This is a genomic window from Streptomyces sp. NPDC102462, from assembly GCF_044765425.1.
In the GTDB taxonomy this organism is placed as follows: domain Bacteria; phylum Actinomycetota; class Actinomycetes; order Streptomycetales; family Streptomycetaceae; genus Streptomyces.
Window position 1 is genome coordinate 1 of record NZ_JBIWKB010000027.1, and the last position, 19,313, is coordinate 19,313.

Annotated in this window: 11 protein-coding genes and 1 tRNA gene; 10 read left to right on the top strand and 2 right to left on the bottom strand. The window is 72.9% G+C overall.

All coding sequences use genetic code 11. From position 1 onward, the window contains the following. Positions 1-386: 386 nt before the first annotated feature. The 9 genes from ACIRFL_RS23010 (at position 387) to ACIRFL_RS23050 (ending at position 14,521) form a co-directional block, all read left to right on the top strand. Positions 387-965 (top strand): small secreted protein, encoded by a 579-nt coding sequence (locus tag ACIRFL_RS23010; protein ID WP_404031309.1) that lies wholly within the window; start codon positions 387-389, stop codon positions 963-965. Positions 966-1,034: 69 nt separating this feature from the next. Further along, on the top strand, positions 1,035-2,561 hold the full coding sequence (locus ACIRFL_RS23015; RefSeq protein WP_404031312.1) for a methyltransferase: 1,527 nt from the start codon (positions 1,035-1,037) through the stop codon (positions 2,559-2,561). A 463-nt stretch (positions 2,562-3,024) separates the two neighbouring features. Beyond that, positions 3,025-3,222: a hypothetical protein gene (locus ACIRFL_RS23020; protein ID WP_404031315.1), complete on the top strand. Its 198-nt coding sequence runs from the start codon at positions 3,025-3,027 to the stop codon at positions 3,220-3,222. A 246-nt stretch (positions 3,223-3,468) separates the two neighbouring features. Next, a complete protein-coding gene (gene topA / locus ACIRFL_RS23025; RefSeq protein ID WP_404031317.1) occupies positions 3,469-6,291 on the top strand; it encodes a type I DNA topoisomerase in 2,823 nt (940 codons plus the stop codon). A 153-nt stretch (positions 6,292-6,444) separates the two neighbouring features. Beyond that, positions 6,445-9,627 (top strand): dTMP kinase, encoded by a 3,183-nt coding sequence (gene tmk / locus ACIRFL_RS23030; RefSeq protein ID WP_404031320.1) that lies wholly within the window; start codon positions 6,445-6,447, stop codon positions 9,625-9,627. A gap of 271 nt (positions 9,628-9,898) precedes the next feature. Continuing rightward, positions 9,899-11,104: a DNA polymerase III subunit delta' gene (locus ACIRFL_RS23035; RefSeq protein ID WP_404031322.1), complete on the top strand. Its 1,206-nt coding sequence runs from the start codon at positions 9,899-9,901 to the stop codon at positions 11,102-11,104. Between the two features lie 134 nt (positions 11,105-11,238). Continuing rightward, entirely contained in the window at positions 11,239-12,828 is a 1,590-nt protein-coding gene (locus ACIRFL_RS23040; RefSeq protein WP_404031324.1) for an alpha/beta hydrolase, read from the top strand. Between the two features lie 107 nt (positions 12,829-12,935). Continuing rightward, positions 12,936-13,009, top strand: a tRNA-Thr gene (locus tag ACIRFL_RS23045). Between the two features lie 618 nt (positions 13,010-13,627). After that, positions 13,628-14,521 carry a glycosyltransferase family 2 protein gene (locus ACIRFL_RS23050; protein ID WP_404031327.1) on the top strand — a complete coding sequence of 298 codons (894 nt, stop codon included), beginning with the start codon at positions 13,628-13,630 and terminating at the stop codon, positions 14,519-14,521. A gap of 487 nt (positions 14,522-15,008) precedes the next feature. On the opposite strand, the gene ACIRFL_RS23055 is transcribed toward ACIRFL_RS23050, so the two are convergent. Next, the gene (locus ACIRFL_RS23055; RefSeq protein ID WP_404031329.1) at positions 15,009-16,691 is read right to left on the bottom strand and encodes a bifunctional 3'-5' exonuclease/DNA polymerase; all 1,683 of its coding nucleotides are present in this window, start codon (positions 16,689-16,691) and stop codon (positions 15,009-15,011) included. Positions 16,692-16,768: 77 nt separating this feature from the next. Beyond that, complete coding sequence (locus tag ACIRFL_RS23060) at positions 16,769-17,515, bottom strand: Clp protease N-terminal domain-containing protein (RefSeq protein ID WP_404031332.1); 747 nt, start codon at positions 17,513-17,515, stop codon at positions 16,769-16,771. A gap of 417 nt (positions 17,516-17,932) precedes the next feature. Between ACIRFL_RS23060 and ACIRFL_RS23065 the strand changes: the two genes are divergently transcribed. Next, the gene (locus ACIRFL_RS23065) at positions 17,933-19,072 is read left to right on the top strand and encodes a DUF2786 domain-containing protein (protein WP_404031335.1); all 1,140 of its coding nucleotides are present in this window, start codon (positions 17,933-17,935) and stop codon (positions 19,070-19,072) included. The last annotated feature ends 241 nt before the right edge of the window (positions 19,073-19,313 follow it).

A 19,313-nucleotide genomic window follows, 5' to 3' on the forward strand; every position in this document is an offset into this window, starting at 1 on the left:
GCCCCTCCTCCCCCCGCCCCCGGGGCCCCCCCGGGCGCGGCCGCGGCGGTTGCCGGCCCGGCCGCCCCCCCCCCGCCCCCGGGGGGGGGGGCGCGGCGCCCCCCCCCCCCCCCCCCCCCCCCCCCGCTTCATGCGCCGCCTGCCTGCTTCACGCGCGTGCTCCGCCCGTTTGTCATGCGCCTGCCTGCTTCATGCGCGTGCGCCCGCGCACTTCACGCGCGTGTGCCCGCGCACTTCACGCGCGTGTGCCGGCCGCTGCGACCGTGAGCCTTCTCTCCCTCGGAGTAAATGGCGTCAAAAGTGTTCTTAACGGACGTACGGCGGCGGGTGCGGACGGTGTGGCGTGTAGGGTCCGGGGGCCGAGAGCCACGGAAGGGACCGATCCGGTGAACAAGAAGCTCGCGGCCGCACTGTCCGGCGGCGCGGTACTGGCGCTGGCGCTGACGGGATGCAGCGGCGACGACACCAACGAAAAGCTGGACGCCTGGGCCAAGCAGGTCTGCGACGCGGTACAGCCGCAGGCCAAGAAGATCGCCTCCGCCAACACCGCGATACAGAAGCAGACCTCGGACAACAGCGCACCGGCGGACGTGCAGAAGACGGACGCGCAGGCCTTCCAGGACATGTCGGACGCCTACAAGGCGATCGGTGCCGCCGTCAGCTCGGCCGGGGCGCCCGCCGTCGACGGCGGCGAGAAGAAGCAGCAGGACGCCGTCAAGGAGCTGAACGCCATCTCGGCCCAGTACGCGTCCCTGAAGAAGCAGGTCGACGAGCTGGACACCAAGAACCAGGGGAAGTTCGCCGACGGTCTCAAGGACATCGCGACGGAGCTGTCCAAGCTGAGCAAGACCGGCAACGACGCGCTCAAGAACCTGGAGGAGGGCGACGTCGGCAAGGCGATGGCCCAGCAGGAGACCTGCAAGTCGGCGTCCGCGTCCGCGTCGGCCTCGCAGACCGCGGGCTGATCCGGGGGCTGTGGCGGGGCCGGCCCCTGGAGGGCTCGGGTGCGTGCACCGCCCGTACGAGCGGACACAATGGGACACGTGAGTAACGCCACCCAGCGCTCCCTGCCGTCCTCCGAACGCCCCGATGTCGCCGCCCGGCTGCGTGAGGCCCTGCTCGGCGCCTCCTTCACCGCCGACGGGCTGCTCGAACTGCTCGGCGCCCCGGCCTATGCGGCACTGGCCCGCAGCGAGACCGTGCCCGCGCTCCGGGCGACCCGCGGCGACACGCCGCTGGAGACGCTGGTGCGGCTGTTCCTGCTCCAGCAGCCCGTCCCGTACGCGCGCGTGGCGGACGTGCTGCCCCTCCCGGAGTGCCTGGAGAGCGGCTGGCTGGTGCGCACGGGCGGGGACGAGGTCGCCGCGAGCGTGGACGTACGGCCGTACGGCGGTCCGGGCGGCGAGGACTGGTTCATCGTGTCCGACCTCGGGTGCGCGGTCGGCGGCGCGGGCGGCATCGGGAACCGGGACGAAGGAGTCGTGCTCGGGGTCGGCGGCGCCTCCACCACCCTCGCCGGCATCACCGTGCGCACGCCCGTCGCCGCCGCGCTCGACCTCGGCACCGGCTCCGGGATCCAGGCCCTGCACGCCGCCCAGCACGCCACGCGCGTGACGGCGACCGACGTCAACCCGCGCGCCCTGCACATGACCGCGCTGACCCTCGCCCTGTCCGGCGCACCGGCCGCCGACCTGCGCGAGGGATCGCTGTTCGAGCCGGTCAAGGACGGGGAGACGTACGACCTGATCGTCTCGAACCCGCCCTTCGTGATCTCGCCCCGCGCCCGACTGACCTACCGGGACGGTGGCATGGGCGGGGACGATCTGTGCCGCTCGCTCGTTCAGGAATCGGGGGAACGGCTGAACGTGGGCGGGTTCGCGCAGTTCCTCGCCAACTGGCAGCACGTGGAAGGGGAGGACTGGCAGGACAGGATCAGATCGTGGGTGCCACGCGGGTGCGACGCCTGGGTCGTGCAGCGCGAGGTGCAGGACATCACGCAGTACGCCGAACTGTGGCTGAGGGACGCCGGCGACCACCGTGGGGACGCCGCCGAGTACCAGGCGCGGTACGACGCCTGGCTCGACGAGTTCGAGGCGCGCAAGGTCAAGGCGGTCGGGTTCGGATGGATCACGCTGCGCAGGACGGGGGCAGCGGCGTCCTCCGTCACCGTGGAGGAGTGGCCGCATCCGATCGAACAGCCGCTCGGCGAGGCGGTCCGGGCGCACTTCGCCCGCCTCGACTACCTCCGGGAGCATGACGACGCGGCCCTGCTCGACAGCCACTTCCGGCTCGTCGCGGAGGTCGTGCAGGAGCAGGTCGGGCTGCCCGGCGCCGAGGACCCGGAGCATGTCGTGCTGCGCCAGAACCGCGGGATGCGGCGCGCCACCAAGGTGGACACCGTCGGCGCCGGTTTCGCGGGCGTGTGCGACGGCACGCTGAGCGCGGGCCGCATTCTGGACGCCATCGCCCAGTTGCTGGGCGAGGATCCGGTAGTCCTGCGCGACCGTACGCCGGCGCAGATCCGCGTCCTCGTGGAACAGGGCTTCCTGGAACCGGCGTGACGAGACGGCCGGCTTGGCCCGGGCACACTGCGGCTTGAATGGGCCTCTGTGCCCTGCGCGCCGCGGTGACTCGTGCGGCTCCCGCAGGGCGGTCCGGATGCCGTGCGACTGATGCGTCATTTGCGGCATGGGCGTCTGCTGTGGCCTGCGTGGTTACCGCGTCCCTGCGGCATTGTGGCTGGCGTGCCTGCCGCGCCCTGCGCGCCGCCGCGCCTCGCCGCGTCACCGTGCTCCATGGGCTCTCCATAATCCGTAGCCGGCGTTCTCTGTGACCCGTGTGTCCTCCGTGAGGGAAATCGGCCGGAACGAGGTGGGCGACCGGTTCTGGACGGGTGGGTTCTGACGTGGACGGGACGGGGGCGCCGACCGCGCGTTCACCTCGGATTCGCCCGCCCGCCGCCCGCGCGTGCCAGTCTCCCGGCGCTGGGTACGCATGGACGGGGGGAAAGGGGCGCGAGGAACCATGGAGAGCGGACCGGCGATCTTCGCGGGAGTGGTGTTCGCCCTGTTCGGGGGTGCTCTGCTGGCATGGACCGGCACGCGGCTGCACCGCCGCGAGCCCATCGCCCACGGTGTGAGTCGAGTCGCATCCGCGACCCTCACCGGCCTCGCTTCGGTGATCGCGCTGGGCCTCGGGGCGTACTGCTTCACCCGCATCTGAGGGCGCCACGCCTGCTGTTCCAGGCGTAAGGGGAGCGTCACCCTCCGGGCACGGCCGCAGGGGTACCCGAGCGGTCCGGGCGGCAGGAATGGCGGTAGTCGGGTTACCGTTCGAGTGGCCGTTGCGGGCTTTTCCCGTTTGACACGGGGGCGGGATGTACCGTCACACTCCGCAGCGTCACCACCACCCGACCCCGGGACAATGGCCTGGGGAGGCCCCAAGCGTCGACCGGAGAGAAGAGCGAAGTTGTCCCCGACCAGCGAGACCGCACAGGGCGGCCGCCGACTCGTCATCGTCGAGTCGCCTGCCAAGGCGAAGACGATCAAGGGCTACCTGGGCCCCGGCTACGTAGTCGAAGCGAGCGTCGGGCACATCCGCGACCTTCCCAACGGCGCCGCGGAGGTGCCGGACAAGTACACCGGCGAGGTGCGCCGCCTCGGCGTGGACGTCGAGCACGACTTCCAGCCCATCTATGTGATCAACGCCGACAAGAGGGCGCAGGTCAAGAAGCTCAAGGATCTGCTGAAGGACTCCGACGAACTCTTCCTCGCCACCGATGAGGACCGGGAGGGCGAGGCGATCGCCTGGCACCTCCAGGAAGTCCTCAAGCCGAAGATCCCGGTCAAGCGGATGGTCTTCCACGAGATCACCAAGGACGCGATCCGCGCCGCCGTCGCCAACCCGCGCCAGCTCAACCAGAAGCTCGTCGACGCCCAGGAGACCCGCCGCATCCTCGACCGCCTCTACGGCTACGAGGTCTCGCCGGTCCTGTGGAAGAAGGTCATGCCGCGCCTGTCGGCGGGCCGGGTCCAGTCCGTCGCCACCCGGCTCGTGGTCGAGCGGGAACGCGACCGCATCGCTTTTCGTTCTGCTGAGTACTGGGACCTGACGGGCACCTTCGCGACCGGCCGCGCGGGGGATCCGTCGGACCCGTCGTCGCTCGTCGCCCGCCTGCAGAGCGTCGACGGCAGGCGGGTCGCGCAGGGCCGCGACTTCGACTCCCTGGGACAACTCAAGAGCGCGAACACCCTCCACCTCGACGAGGCGAACGCCCGCGCCCTCGCCGCCGCCCTGGAGAGCACCCGCTTCGCGGTCCGGTCCGTCGAGTCCAAGCCGTACCGCCGCTCGCCGTACGCCCCGTTCCGTACGACGACGCTCCAGCAGGAGGCCAGCCGCAAGCTCGGCTTCGGCGCGAAGGCGACCATGCAGATCGCGCAGAAGCTGTACGAGAACGGCTACATCACCTACATGCGTACGGACTCCACGACGCTGAGCGACACCGCGATCAGCGCCGCCCGTGCCCAGGTCACGCAGCTGTACGGCGCGGACTACCTGCCGTCCCAGCCGCGTACGTACGCCGGCAAGGTCAAGAACGCGCAGGAGGCGCACGAGGCGATCCGGCCCTCAGGTGATCGTTTCCGCACGCCCGCGGAGACCGGTCTGACCGGTGACCAGTTCAAGCTCTACGAGCTGATCTGGAAGCGGACGGTCGCCTCCCAGATGAAGGACGCGACCGGCAACAGCGTCACCGTGAAGATCGGCGGCAGGGCCGCCGACGGGCGGGACGTCGAGTTCAGCGCGTCCGGCAAGACGATCACCTTCCACGGCTTCCTCAAGGCGTATGTCGAGGGTGCCGACGATCCGAACGCCGAGCTGGACGACCGCGAGCGCCGGCTGCCGCAGGTCGCCGAGGGCGACGCGCTGAGCGCCGAGGAGATCACGGTCGACGGGCACGCCACCAAGCCCCCGGCCCGCTACACCGAGGCCAGCCTGGTCAAGGAGCTGGAAGAGCGAGAGATCGGCCGCCCATCGACATATGCGTCGATCATCGGCACGATCCTCGACCGCGGCTACGTCTTCAAGAAGGGCACGGCGCTGGTGCCGTCCTTCCTGTCCTTCGCCGTCGTCAACCTTCTGGAGAAGCACTTCGGGCGGCTCGTCGACTACGACTTCACCGCCAGGATGGAGGACGACCTCGACCGCATCGCGGCCGGCGAGGCCCAGGCCGTGCCGTGGCTGAAGCGCTTCTACTTCGGAGAGGGCACGGCCACGGGTGGCGCGGCCGACGCCGGCAACGGCGACGGGGACCACCTCGGCGGTCTCAAGGAGCTGGTGACCGACCTGGGCGCGATCGACGCGCGCGAGGTGTCTTCGTTCCCGGTGGGCAACGACATCGTGCTGCGGGTCGGCCGCTACGGCCCGTACATCGAGCGGGGCGAGAAGGACACCGAGCAGCACCAGCGCGCCGACATCCCGCAGGACCTGGCGCCCGACGAGCTGAGCGTCGAACTGGCCGAGGAACTGCTCGCCAAGCCGAGCGGCGAGCGCTCCCTGGGCACCGACCCGGAGACCGGCCGCCCGATCGTCGCCAAGGACGGCCGCTACGGCCCGTACGTCACCGAGATCCTTCCCGAGGGAACCCCGAAGACGGGCAAGAACGCCGTCAAGCCGCGCACCGCCTCGCTGTTCAAGTCGATGTCGCTGGACACGGTGACGCTGGAGGACGCGCTGCGCCTGATGTCCCTGCCGCGGGTCGTCGGCACGGACGCGGACGGCGTGGAGATCACCGCGCAGAACGGTCGCTACGGGCCGTATCTGAAGAAGGGCACCGACTCGCGCTCGCTGCAGTCGGAGGACCAGCTCTTCACGATCACGCTGGAGGAGGCGGAGGCGATCTACGCCCAGCCCAAGCAGCGTGGCCGCGCCGCCGCCAAGCCGCCGCTGAAGGAACTCGGCGCGGATCCGGTCAGCGGCAAGCCGGCGGTCGTCAAGGACGGCCGCTTCGGACCGTACGTCACCGACGGGGAGACCAACGCGACCCTGCGCTCCGGCGACAGCGTCGAGACGATCACCCCGGAGCGCGGTTTCGAACTGCTCGCTGAGAAGCGGGCGAAGGGCCCCGCCAAGAAGACGGCGAAGAAGGCGGCCGCCAAGAAGACCGCCCCGGCCAAGAAGACCGCGGCGAAGAAGACGGCGGCCAAGAAGGCGACCTCCGCCGCGAAGAAGACCACGGCCAAGAAGACCACCGCCAAGAAGGCGACGGCCTCCAAGGCGTCCGTGGAGGACTGACGGCCCGGACGGCGTGGGCACGACGTCGTCGGTCCTTCACATCACGTACATCCGGTGCGCGAAGGGCACGCCCAGGCATCACTTTGGTGTCGGGGCGTGCGCACGTTCGGACGGCCGCCGCTGGCTGTCGGTGGCTGCCGATAGGCTGAACGCATGACGCGAGCCGAGCAGCCAACGGCCCACAGGACGACCCCCGACGACGCACTCGTGGCGGACTCCCGCGAGCGCGCCGTCCGCGCCCTGCTGCGCCAGCCCGAGCTGAAGCGCCTGTGGAGCGCGCAGCTTGTCGGCGGCGTGGGGGACACCCTCGCGCTGCTGGTGCTGGTCGTGCTCGCCCTCCAGGCGGCCATCGCCGAGGGCTCGTTCGGCGACGGCTACCGCGGCGTGGCGTTCGCGGTGGCGGCCGTGTTCGCGGCCCGCGTCCTCGCGACGCTGCTCTTCGGAGCCGTCCTCCTCGGCCCGCTCGCCTCCCTCACCTCCCAGGAAGGCCCGCTCGACCGCCGCTGGACCATGGTCGGCGCCGACGGCCTGCGGGCCGCGCTGCTGATCGTCGCCCCGCTGTGGATCGACTGGACACCGGACAACGCGCTCGCCGTCCTCCTGGTGACCGTCTTCGTCACCGGGGTCGCCGAGCGCTTCTGGGCCGTGTGCCGGGAGAGCGCGGCCCCCGCGCTGCTGCCCGCCCCGCCCCCGGAGGGGGCGACGGTGCGACCGCTGCCGGACCACATGGACGCCCTGCGCCGGCTTGCGCTGCGCACGAGCTTCGCCGCGGTCCCCCTGGCCGCCGCCGCCCTGGTCGTCGGGGCACTCCTGAACAACCTGCTCGGCACCGGCGTCGGCTGGTTCGACCAGCATCAGGTGGCGCTCGGCTCGTATGTGGCCGCCGGGCTGTTCGCCGCGTCCCTGTCGGTGGTGACCTTCCTGGAGCTGCCCGGCACGCGCACCCCGCGCCCGAGGTCCCCGCTCGAAGGACTGCGCCGCCCCAGGACCGGGACCGGCGTGGACAAGGGCCGCACGGGCGCGATCCCGCTGCTGGTGCCGGCCTGCGCCGCCGTCGCCGGGGCCGTCTCCGCCGCCGTCGCCGTCTCGGTGCTGCATGCCACGGAACTCGGTGGCGGCCCCGTGCTCTACGGCCTGCTGGTGCTCGGGCTGACCGGCGGAGTCGTCGTCGGCATCCGCAGCGCCCCCGCCGTCCTGCCGTCGCTCTCGCGCCGTCGGCTGCTGTCGCTGGCCATCGCGTTCACCGGTGTGGCCCTGCTCGCCGCCGGGCTCGTCCCGGACGTCACCAGCGTGGTGCTGATCGTCGCGCTGGCCGGGGTCGGCGCCGGTGTGGCCGCCAACACCGGGCACGCGCTGCTGGACCAGGAGACCGAGGACCACCGTCGGCCGCGCACCACCGAGCACCTGCACGCCGTCGTCCGGGTCTTCGTGGCGGCCGGCGCGCTGATCGCGCCCCTGGTGGCCGCTCTCATCGGGCCGCACCGCCTGGAAAACGGCAGGTTCGTGTTCGCGCACGGCGGCGCCGCCTTCACGCTGATGCTGGTCGGCGCGCTGCTGCTGCCGGTGGCCGCGCTGGTGCTGGCCAAGGTCGACGACCGGGCCGGCGTCCCGCTGCGGCAGGACCTGCGGGACGCGCTGCTCGGCGGCGACGACCCGGCGCAGGCGCCCGCCGCGAACGGCTTCTTCATCGCCCTGGAGGGCGGCGACGGCTCCGGGAAGTCCACCCAGGCCGAAGCCCTCGCGGAGTGGATCCGGGCCAAGGGGCACGAGGTCGTCCTCACCCGCGAGCCCGGGGCCACCCCCGTGGGCAAGCGGCTGCGGTCGATCCTGCTGGACGTGTCGTCGGCCGGACTGTCCCACCGCGCGGAGGCGCTGCTGTACGCCGCCGACCGCGCCGAGCACGTCGACACGGTCGTGCGGCCCGCGCTGGAGCGGGGCGCGGTCGTCATCTCCGACCGTTACATCGACTCGTCGGTCGCCTACCAGGGAGCAGGCCGCGACCTGTCCCCGACCGAGATCGCCAGGATCAACCGCTGGGCGACCAACGGGCTGGTCCCGCACCTGACCGTCCTGCTGGACGTGTCCCCGGAGACCGCCCGCGAGCGGTTCACGGAGGCCCCGGACCGGCTGGAGTCGGAGCCCGCCGAGTTCCACGCGCGCGTGCGAGCCGGTTTCCTGACGTTGGCCGCCGCCGACCCCGGCCGCTACCTCGTTGTGGACGCGGGCCAGGAACCGGAGGCCGTCACCACCGTCATCCGGCACCGTCTCGACATCGTGCTGCCGCTGTCCGAGGCCGAGATCAAGGCACAGGAGGAGGCCCGCAAGGCCGCCGAGGAGGAGGCCCGCCGCAAGGCCGAGGAAGAGGCCGCCCGCAAGGCCGAGGAGGAGCGCCTGGAGCGCGAGCGCCAGGAGCAGCTGGCCCGGCTGCGTGCCGAGGAGGAGGAGCGCAAGCAGCGCGAGCTGGAGGAGGCGCAGCGCCGCGAGGCCGAACGGCAGGCGGAAGAGGCCCGGCTGCGGGCCGAGGAGGCCAGGCGCCGGGCGGAGGAGGAGCGGCAGCGGCTCCTCGCCGAGGAGAAGGCCCGTGCCGAGGAGGAGGCTCGCCGCAAGGCCGAGGAGGAGCGCCGGCGCCGGCAGGCCGAGGAGGAGGCCAGGCTGCGCGCCGAGGAGGAGGCGCGACGCCAGGAGAAGCAGCGCAAGGCCGAAGAGGCGCTGCTGCGGGCCGAGGAGGCCAGGCGCCGGGCCGCCGAGGCGGCGGCCGCGGCCGATGCCGTGGCCCAGCAGCCCACGGCACCGCGGCCGGCGGCTCCCGGAGTGACGCCGGAGGCCACGACCGTGGAGACGCCAATGGTGACGCCCGGGGCGGACGAGACGGCGGTGCTGCGGCCGGTGCGCGAGGAGCGGGACGGCAGGGCTCGCCCCGGCCGGCAGGCGGAGTCCGAGTCCGAGGTGACGGCGAAGCTGCCGCAGCCGCCGGTCGTGCCGGGGGCCGCCGACGAGACTGCGGTGCTGCCGCCGGTCGCCCCGGGCGCGGCGGACGAGACCGCCGTGCTGCCGCCCGTACCGGCCGACGATCCGGCGGACCGGGTCCCGCGGGACTTCTTCCGGGACGAGCGGCCTTCGGCGGCGGGCGGCGACGCCGAGGACCGTACGCGCGAGATGCCGCAGGTCGACGCGGACACCGACGCCGGCGGCGCGGCCCGGCGCCGACCGCGGCCCGACTGGGCTGAGGAGACGCCGCTGGACGACCTGCCGTCGCTGGCGGACGAACTGCTCGGGTCGTACGAGGCCGAGGAGTACGACGAGAACCGGGACCGACGGGGCCGGGGGCGCGGCTGACCGCTCCGCCGCTGCGGGCCGCGGTGCGTACACCTGGTACGCCCTGCCGCGACCGGCTGGTCGGCCGCGGGATGTCGGTCACCGGATGCGGTCACCGGGTGCGGTCGGTGAAGGCGGTCACCGACGGCGGTTACTGACGACGGTCCGCGCCAGTGGTTCGCGAAGGCGGTCCGCGCATGCCGTCGGCGAAGGCGGTCGGCGGCCCGTTGTCAGTGGGCACCCGCACAATGGACTCCGGAACGCGGAACGTGACGGAAGGGCGGAGTGACCCATGACCGTGTGGGACGACCTCGTCGGGCAGGAGAAGGTGAGCGAGCTGCTCGACGCGGCGGCCCGGGACGCTGACGCCCTCGTCACCGCCGCCGCCTCGGACGCGCCGCCGCCGGAGGCGTCCAGGATGACGCACGCGTGGCTGTTCACCGGCCCACCCGGCGCGGGCCGCAACCAGGCGGCGCGGGCCTTCGCCGCGGCCCTGCAGTGCGTGAGCCCCGACCGCGCGCTCGGCGGCGCCCCCGGCTGCGGGTTCTGCGACGGCTGCCACACGGCTCTGGTCGGCACCCACGCGGACGTGTCCACGGTCGCCGCGGTCGGCAGCGAGATCCTTGTCAAAGACATGCGGGACACGGTCCGCAAGTCGTTCACGGCACCGGCGAACGGCCGCTGGCAGGTGATCCTCGTCGAGGATGCCGAGCGGCTGAACGAGAAGTCGGCCAACGCCGTGCTCAAGGCCGTGGAGGAGCCCGCACCCCGCACGGTCTGGCTGCTGTGCGCGCCCTCCATCGAGGATGTGCTGCCCACCATCCGCTCCCGCTGCCGGCACCTCAACCTGCGCACACCGTCGGTGGACGCCGTCGCCGACATGCTCGTCCGCCGCGAGGGCGTCGAGCCGGACGTGGCCGCGGCGGCGGCCCGCGCCACCCAGGGCCATGTCGACCGGGCCCGCCGGCTGGCCACCGACCCGGCCGCACGGGAGCGCCGCGCCTCCGTGCTGAAGCTGCCGCTCCGCCTCGACGAGGTCGGCAACTGCCTCAAGGCGGCCCAGCAACTGGTCGACGCGGCGGCCGAGGACGCCAAGCAGCTCGCCGAGGAGACGGACGGCAAGGAGACCGAGGAGCTGAAGGCTGCGTTGGGCGCGGCCCAGGGCGGACGGCTGCCGCGCGGCACGGCGGGCGTGATGAAGGACCTGGAGGACATGCAGAAGCGACGCAGAACCCGGACACAGCGGGACAGCCTCGATGTCGCCCTCGGCGACCTCACCGGTTTCTACCGCGATGTGCTCGCCCTCCAGTTCGGCTCCCGCGTGGCGATGGCCAGCACGGACGCCGAGGAGGCGGTGGAGCGGGTGGCGCACGCCAGTTCACCGGAGGCGACACTGCGCCGCATTGAGGCGATCTCCGCGTGCCGGGAGGCCCTGGACCGCAATGTGGCGCCGCTGCTCGCGGTGGAGGCGATGACGTTGGCACTGAGAGCGGGCTGACCCCGGCCGCCGGTCCGGGACGCGCCGCTCACTCGTCCAGGGCCCAGGCCATCGCGTCGTTGACGTCATCACCCGTAAGAGCCATGAAGAGCACGCATCGCATCCGCCCCATCGCTCAGCGTTACGCTCGATTGATGCACACCAGGCGAACCCCCCGCCAGACCAAGGCCACCGCCCGCGCCCTGGCCGCCGCCCTCACGGCAGCCGGGCTGCTGCTCACCGCGTGCTCCGCCGGCGACTCGATGACGGCGACCAGCGAAGCGGCGCAGCCCGCCCTGGCCCCGCTGCCGAGTTCGACACCGGCCGCGCTCGCGCCGTACTACGGGCAGAAGCTCGCCTGGCGCGACTGCGGCGTCGAGGGCTTCCAGTGCGCGACGCTGAAGGCGCCGCTCGACTACGCCAAGCCCGGCGCGGGCGACGTACGGCTCGCCGTCGCCCGCAAGAAGGCCACCGGCGAGGGCCGGCCGCTCGGCTCGCTCCTCGTCAACCCGGGCGGCCCGGGCGGCTCCGCGGTCGGCTACCTCCAGCAGTTCGCCGGCATCGGCTACCCGGCCGAGATCCGCGCCCGCTACGACATGGTGTCGATGGACCCGCGCGGCGTCGCCCGCAGCGAGCCCGTCCAGTGCCTGGACGGGCGGCAGATGGACACATACACGCAGTCGGACGTCACGCCCGACGACCGCAAGGAGACCGACGCGCTGGTCGGCCGGTACAAGAAGTTCGCGGAGCGCTGCGGGGCCCGCTCGTCGCGGCTGCTGCGCCATGTGTCCACGGTGGAGGCCGCCCGGGACATGGACATCCTGCGGGCGGTGCTCGGGGACCGGAAGCTGAACTACGTGGGCGCGTCCTACGGGACCTTCCTCGGGGCGACATACGCCGGGCTGTTCCCCGGGCGGGCCGGCCGGCTCGTCCTGGACGGCGCGATGGACCCGTCGCTGTCCGCGCGGCAGCTGAACCTGGAGCAGACGAGGGGCTTCGAGACCGCGTTCCAGGCGTTCGCGAAGGACTGCGTCCGGCACACCGACTGCCCCCTCGGCGGCAAGGGCGCGCCCCCGGCCCAGGTCGGCGACCACCTCGCGGCCTTCTTCCGCAAGCTGGACGCACACCCGGTCCCGGCCGGCGACGCGGACGGCCGCAGGCTCGGCGAAGCCCTCGCCACCACCGGGGTGATCGCCGCGATGTACGACGAGGCGGCCTGGCCCCGGCTGCGCGAAGCGCTCACCTCGGCGATGAAGAACAACGACGGAGCCGGCCTGCTGGCGCTCTCGGACAGCTACTACGAGCGTGACGGCGACGGCCAGTACACGAACCTGATGTTCGCCAACGCCGCCGTGAACTGCCTCGACCTGCCGCCGGCCTTCGACAGCCCCGAGCAGGTCGAGAAGGACCTCCCGGCCTTCGAGAAGGCGTCCCCCGTCTTCGGCAAGGGCCTTGCCTGGGCGTCCCTGAACTGCGCGTACTGGCCGGTGCGGGCCACGGGCGAGCCGCACCGCATCGAGGCCAAGGGCGCGGACCCGATCGTGGTGGTGGGCACCACCCGCGACCCGGCGACGCCGTACCCCTGGGCGCAGTCCCTCGCCCACCAGCTCGCCTCCGCCCGCCTGCTCACGTACGCCGGCGACGGCCACACCGCCTACGGCCGCGGCAGCGCCTGCATCGACTCCGCGATCAACGCCTACCTGCTGGAGGGCACCCCTCCGGCCAACGGAAAGCGCTGCTCATAGCCCGCCGCACGCCCCGGAGGCAGCCCCTCCGGGGCGCGTACGAAGCACCCTCGGAAACTGTGTAGACTTACCGACGTTGCCGATCGCACCATAGTCGCGGGCAGCATGCCGCTTTAGCTCAGATGGCCAGAGCAACGCACTCGTAATGCGTAGGTCTCGGGTTCGAATCCCGAAAGCGGCTCCGGAAAAGGCCAGGTCACATTGCACGTGACCTGGCCTTTTGGTTGATTCGAGACCTGTCGCGTCGCCTGGCTGGCTGCCGGGGGCGGCTTGGGTGAGCGAGGCGTGAGCGGAGGGGGCAGGGGCCCCACTTGGCACGTTCCCTGGCCAGGTTCACGCCCTGGTCGATGACCTTGGCGGTCACCGTGCGGCCGTGGGCGGCGACGAACGGCCACGGGCTCGGCGAACACCGCGGCGAGCAGCCCGGCGAGGCGGACACGGCGAGGTGCCTGGGCAGACCCTGGAGCAGCCGCTCCACCTCGCGTGGCCGGCGCTTCGGCTCGTCCAGCGACAGGGCCCGGTCGCACACGTACGAGAAAGCGACCGACGGTTCGCGGTCACCTCTGCGGTCCGGCTCGCCGAAGCGGACGGGGGCCAGCACCATCCCCCGCCGCATCCGCCGTCTCCTGCCAGCCCGTCGGCACCTTCAGGTCGAAAATTGGGGTCAAAGGCGGAGTAAAAGGGCTGGAAAGGGAAGCGGAGTCTGGGGTATCGGCGGATCTGAGGGAACATCTTGGTGAACGGTGGGCGCCGCGCGGCCGGGCGCGGCTGCCGCCGACGGCCGGATGGGGTGAGGGACGTGGTGCAGCCGAGGATCGCCGTCGCCGTGGTGACCATGGGCAACCGGCCCGCCGAGGTCGACGCCCTGCTGGAGTCCGTGGCCAAGCAGGACCTCGCCCCCACCCGGATCGTGATCGTCGGAAACGGTTGCCGGCTGCCCGAGTTCGCCCGGCGGCTGTCGCTGCCCGGCGAGGTCACCACCATCGACGTGGAGGAGAACCTCGGCTGCCCCGGCGGCCGAAACGTCGCCCTCGCCCGGCTGCGGGAGTTCGGCGACGTCGACGTGGTCGTGGAACTGGACGACGACGGACTGCTCGTCGACGCCGACGTGCTGCGCCGGGTACGCGATCTGTATGCCGCCGACCCCCGGCTGGGCATCGTCGGCTTCCGTATCGCCGACGAGACGGGACAGACCCAGCAGCGGCACGTGCCCAGGGTCGGCAACTCCGATCCGCTGCGCGGGGGTTACGTCACCGGCTTCCTCGGCGGCGGGCATGCGCTGAGCATGGCCATGCTGGACGAGACCGGGGACTGGCCCGCCGAGTTCTTCTTCGCGCACGAGGAGACGGACCTCGCGTGGCGGGCCGCGGACGCCGGCTGGAAGATCCTCTACGCGCCAGAACTGCTGTTGCGGCACCCCAGGACCTCGCCGGCCCGGCACGCCATCTACTACCGGGTGACCGCGCGCAACCGGGTCTGGCTGGTCCGGCGCCGGCTGCCGCTCGCCCTGATCCCGGTGCACCTCGGGGTGTGGACGCTTCTCACGCTCGTCCGCACCCGGTCGGCGGGCGGACTGCGGGCCTGGTGCGGCGGCTTCGTGGAGGGGCTGCGACAGTCGGCCGGTGAGCGCCGCCCCATGCGGTGGCGGACGGTATGGCAACTGACCCGCCTCGGCCGCCCGCCCGTCATCTGACCCGGCCTCAGGTCACCGCGCGTCCGCAGCGTCATCGGCCCCTGGCTGGCCGCACGCCCCGTCAGCCGACCTGGCCTTGGCCGTCCGTCCGTCATCTGACCTGATCCCGGCCATCCGCAGCGTCATCGGCCCCGGCTCGGCCACCGGCCCCGTCAGCCGACCTGGTCCCGGCCGTCCGTCCGTCGTGTGCCGTTGCTTCGGTCGTCAGCCCGTCATCTGACCCGCCTCGGTTGCTCGCCCGTGGTATGCCGTTGCTACGGCCGGCGGTGCGTTGTCTGATGCCGTCTCGGTTGCCCGCCCGTCGCCTGTGTGGCTCGGCCGTCCCGCTCGTCGCCTGCTCGTCCGCTGATGCCGCTTCGACGCCCGCCCGTCGCCCCATCTCATATGGCCTCGGCCGCGCCTGGTCTGACGTGGACTCAGTGACCCCTGGCCCGCGTGGCTTCGGTCGAGTCGTGGTGGCCGCCCCGGCAGGGGGCGGTGGCGGTGGTCACTTGGCGTCCGCGTAGCACTCCACCACGGCCGTCGTGAACGGAAACCGCACCGGTGTGTCGCCGAACGTCAGCCGTCCCGCCAGGTCCGCCGCCTGTGCGATCGCCGCGACGACGGCGTCGGCCTCCTCCTTCGGGCAGTGCACGATCACCTCGTCGTGCTGGAAGAACACCAGTTCGGCCGCCATGGACGCGCAGGTCCTGCGCAGCGCCGCGAGCAGCAGCAGGGCCCAGTCGGCCGCGCTGCCCTGGACGACGAAGTTACGGGCGAAGCGGCCTCGGGCGCGGGCGTTGGTCGAGGCGTACCCCGGCTGCCAGCCCTCGGCGGGCGGCTCGCCCGGCTCCTCCTGGGGGAGGCCGGCCTCCTCGGCGGCACCGGCGCCGGCCGCCGGCGGGCAGGTCCGTCCCAGCCAGGTCCGCACCAGCCGGCCCTCCTCGCCGGCCCGGGCCGCCTCGTCCACGTACGCCACCGCCTGCGGGAAGCGGCGTCTGAGCGCGGCGAGGTTCTTCAGGCCGTCGCCGGAGGTCTGGCCGTAGACCGCGCCCAGCACGGCGAGCTTGGCCTGGGCGCGGTCGCCGGAGAAGGCGTGGTCGGAGACCGACTGGTACAGGTCGCTCGCGCGTCCGGCCACCTCCATCAGACCGGGGTCGCGAGAGATCGCCGCGAGCACGCGCGGTTCCATCTGGTCGGCGTCGGCCACGACGAGCCGCCAGCCGGGTTCGGCGACCACCGCCCGCCGGATCACCTTGGGTATCTGCAGCGCGCCCCCGCCGTTGGTCACCCAGCGCCCGGTGACCGTCCCGCCGGCCAGGAACTCGGGCCGGAACCGGCCCTCCCGCACCCAGTCCTGCAACCACGTCCAGCCGTGCGCCACCCAGACGCGGTACAGCTTCTTGTACTCCAGCAGCGGTCTGACCGCCGGGTGGTCGACGGACTCGATCTCCCAGCGACGGGTGGACTTCACCTTGATCCCGGCCTGCGCGAACGCCTTGATGACGTCCGTCGGCAGATCGGGCCGCACCCGCCGGCCGAACGCCGCCGACACCTCGTCCGCCAGCTCGGCCAGCCGACGCGGTTCGCCCCCGCCCGCGTACCGCTCGCCGAGCAGGCCGTCCAGCACCTCGCGGTGCACGTCCGCGCGCCAGGGCAGGCCCGCGCGGTTCATCTCGGCGGCCACCAGCATCCCCGCCGACTCGGCCGCGGTCAGCAGCCGCATCCGGTCGGGATGGGCCGCCCTGGCGTGCCGCCGCTGCTGCTCGGCGTAGACCGCGATCAGGTCGTCGAGCGGCAGGCGGGTGCCCTGCGGCTCGAACAGCGGTGACTGCGCGCCGGGTTCGGCCGGGCGCAGCGGCGGATCGGGCGGTACGGGGCCGCCGCGCAGCCGGGCCAGGGCGGCGGCGGCCGAGCGTGGCTCGCCGTACCGCCCCTCGTGGCCCAGCAGGAGTGTTTCGGCGTCCTCGATGTCGTAGCACCTGTCCACTCGCACCCCCGTGGCAAGCAGACGCGGGTAGACCTCGGGGGTCGACCGCCACACCCAGCGCGTCACCTCAGGCCGGTCCCGTACCGCCCCGGCGAGATCGGGTTCCCGCCGCACCGGACCGGCGGGCAGCCCGTCCGGGCCGAGGGGGGCGATGTCCACGCCACCGTCCTCGGCCGGAGCGAGCGCCCAGCGGTCGGTCATGTCGGCGAGTGTGGCAGGCGGGTCTGACAATCCGCTCTGACCTGCGGTTTCAGTACCTCAGTCGGGTGTCTTGGGCCTCAGTCGCTCGGTCGGTCCTCCTCCTTGTGACGCTGGACGATCTCCTCCAGCATCTCGGCGACGTGCCGCTCCGTCGTCGGCTTGTCGATGCCGAGGCCGCTGAGCACACCCTCGCCGTTCTCGTGCTCCAGCAGGGCCAGCAGGATGTGCTCGGTGCCGATGTAGTTGTGGCCGAGCCGCAGGGCCTCGCGGAAGGTGAGTTCCAGGACCTTCTTGGCGTCCGAGCCGTACGGGACCAGGTCCGGCGCGTCCTCAGCGGCCGGCGGCAGCGCCGCGGTGGCCGCCTCGCGGGCCGCCTCAAGCGACACGCCCTGCGCGGTGATCACCTTGGCGGCGATGGCCTCCGGCTCGGCGAGCAGCCCGAGGACGAGGTGCGCGGGCACGCCTTCGGCGTTGCCGGACTCCTTGGCCTTGGCGTGGGCGGCGATCACCACGTTCCGGGCGCGCGGGGTGTAGCGGCTGAACCCCTGGTTGGGGTCGAGGTCGATCGACTCCTTCGGCACGAAGCGCTTCTGGGCCGCCTGCCGGGTGACCCCCATGCTCTTGCCGATCTCGGTCCAGGACGCGCCCGAGCGCCGCGCCTGGTCCACGAAGTGCCCGATCAGGTGGTCGGCCACGTCGCCCAGGTGGTCGGCGGCGATCACCGCGTCCTGGAGCTGGTCGAGGGGTTCGGTGTGGACCTTCTTGATGGCGTCGATGAGGTCGTCGAGACGGATGGTCCCGCCGACTCCGCGATTGGTCGTCATGCGTCAACCTTAGGTTGACAGCCTGTGGGTGTCAACTCGAAGTTGACACTCCGATGGGGTGGCGCTTGGGAATCGCCGCTAGCCGCACCGCCAGCCTCGACGACACCGTCCGCTGAAGATGGGGACGCGTTCGAGGCGCGCCCGCCCGCTTCGGCGGAGGCGAGCGAGAATCGCGGACCGGGGTGGCACGCACCGGCGGATCGGGTCCGCGCCCACACCGGCCCGTCGGGTGGAGCCCGCGCCGGGTCCAGGGCCCATGCCCGCACCGGGGCCCAGGTTCCGCGCCCGGGTCGCCGCCCAGGCTCCGCTCCCGGATCGGTATCCAGAGCCTCGCCGGATCGACGCCCGGGGCGGGGGGTTTTCCACAGGGTGTGGACAACGCGAACCGCTGTCGGTGGCGCGTGGCACGATCGACGGGTGAGCAGCAGTACGACCAGCACGGTGGAGCGGGCCTTCCGGGCCGCCCTCTACGACGGCACCGATTCCGGCCTCGACACGGGCGCGTCCCTCCTCGCGGCCGACCCCGCCGCGGACGCCGCACTCGCCCGGCGCGGCGAGGAGTTCGTGGCGGCGTCCTGGCGGCGCGGCTGGCAGCCCGCCGATGTCGTCCGGATGGTGCGGCGCGAGCTGGAGGAGGTGCACGTCGGGCTGGCGGCGGCGCTGATCCGCGCGCAGGCGGCGGCCGACGGGCCCCGCGGCCCGCGCTGGGCGGCGCAGCTCGCCGGCCTTCCGGCCGCTCCCGCGCGCGGGACGGACCGCTTCTCGCACGCGGTCGCCGTCCTGGAGCTGTACCGGCTGCTGCTGCGGCTGCCCGCCCTGGAGGCGCCGGTGGATCCCCCGAGCGCCCGGCCTGGCCCGGACGGGCAGGCGCCTGACCGCGGGCGTCCGGCCGCCCGCATGCTCGGCCGGATCCGTGCGCTGCTCGCCAAGGCGGAGGCGACCGGGTTTCCGGAGGAGGCGGAGGCGCTGAGCGCCAAGGCGCAGGAGCTGATGGCCCGGCACAGCATCGATGAGGCGCTGCTGGCCGCCGAGGCGCCCGCCGCGGACGCGCCCGGCGCCTGGCGGATCGGGGTCGAGCCGCCGTACGAGCAGGCCAAGGCGGTGCTGCTGGACGCGGTCGCCACCGCGAACCACTGCCGCGCGGTGTGGCACGAGCCGTTCGGCTTCTCCACAGTCGTCGGATTCGCGGCCGACCTGGAGGCGGTCGAACTGCTCTACACCTCGCTGCTGGTGCAGGCCACGCACGCGATGACGAAGGCGGAGGCGGCGCAGCGGGCGGGCGGTCGCAAGCGGACCAAGACCTTCCGGCAGTCGTTTCTCGCGGCCTACGCCCACCGCGTCGGCGACCGCCTCATGGCCGCCGCCGAGACCCAGGCCGGCCCCGAACTGCTTCCGGTCCTGGCCACCAGGGAGGTCGCGGTGAGCGAACACATGGAGCGCATGTTCCCGCACACGACCTCGACCCGCCTGCGTGGCGTCGGTGACGCGGCGGGCTGGGCGGAGGGCGCCCGGGCGGCGGATCGGGCTCGGGTCGCGCCTCGTCGTGCGGTGGAGTGAGCGTGGGCTCGGGGGTGGGGGTGTGTTCGGGGTTCGGTTGCCGGATTGCTGGGGGCGTCTTGGTCCGTGCGGGTGGGGTCGCTGACGTGGCGGGTCGGGTGGAGGGCACCGCGTGCCTCGGGACCGGCTCGGGTCGCGCCTCTCAGGAGGAGCCGGGCGAGCCGCACGCCGAGGGTGGCAGCCGGGGTACGCCTGGACCAACGCCCGCGCCCGAAGGCCGCTTCGCCCGTAACTTCGTCGT

What these genes read in the sequence shown, in the direction of transcription:
- ACIRFL_RS23055 (WP_404031329.1), bottom strand. Translation starts at nt 16,691, where the DNA reads ATGACCGACCGCTGGGCGCTCGCTCCGGCCGAGGACGGTGGCGTGGAC.
- ACIRFL_RS23040 (WP_404031324.1), top strand. Translation starts at nt 11,239, where the DNA reads ATGCACACCAGGCGAACCCCCCGCCAGACCAAGGCCACCGCCCGCGCC.
- ACIRFL_RS23020 (WP_404031315.1), top strand. Translation starts at nt 3,025, where the DNA reads ATGGAGAGCGGACCGGCGATCTTCGCGGGAGTGGTGTTCGCCCTGTTC.
- ACIRFL_RS23060 (WP_404031332.1), bottom strand. Translation starts at nt 17,515, where the DNA reads ATGACGACCAATCGCGGAGTCGGCGGGACCATCCGTCTCGACGACCTC.
- ACIRFL_RS23015 (WP_404031312.1), top strand. Translation starts at nt 1,035, where the DNA reads ATGGGACACGTGAGTAACGCCACCCAGCGCTCCCTGCCGTCCTCCGAA.
- tmk (WP_404031320.1), top strand. Translation starts at nt 6,445, where the DNA reads ATGACGCGAGCCGAGCAGCCAACGGCCCACAGGACGACCCCCGACGAC.
- ACIRFL_RS23035 (WP_404031322.1), top strand. Translation starts at nt 9,899, where the DNA reads ATGACCGTGTGGGACGACCTCGTCGGGCAGGAGAAGGTGAGCGAGCTG.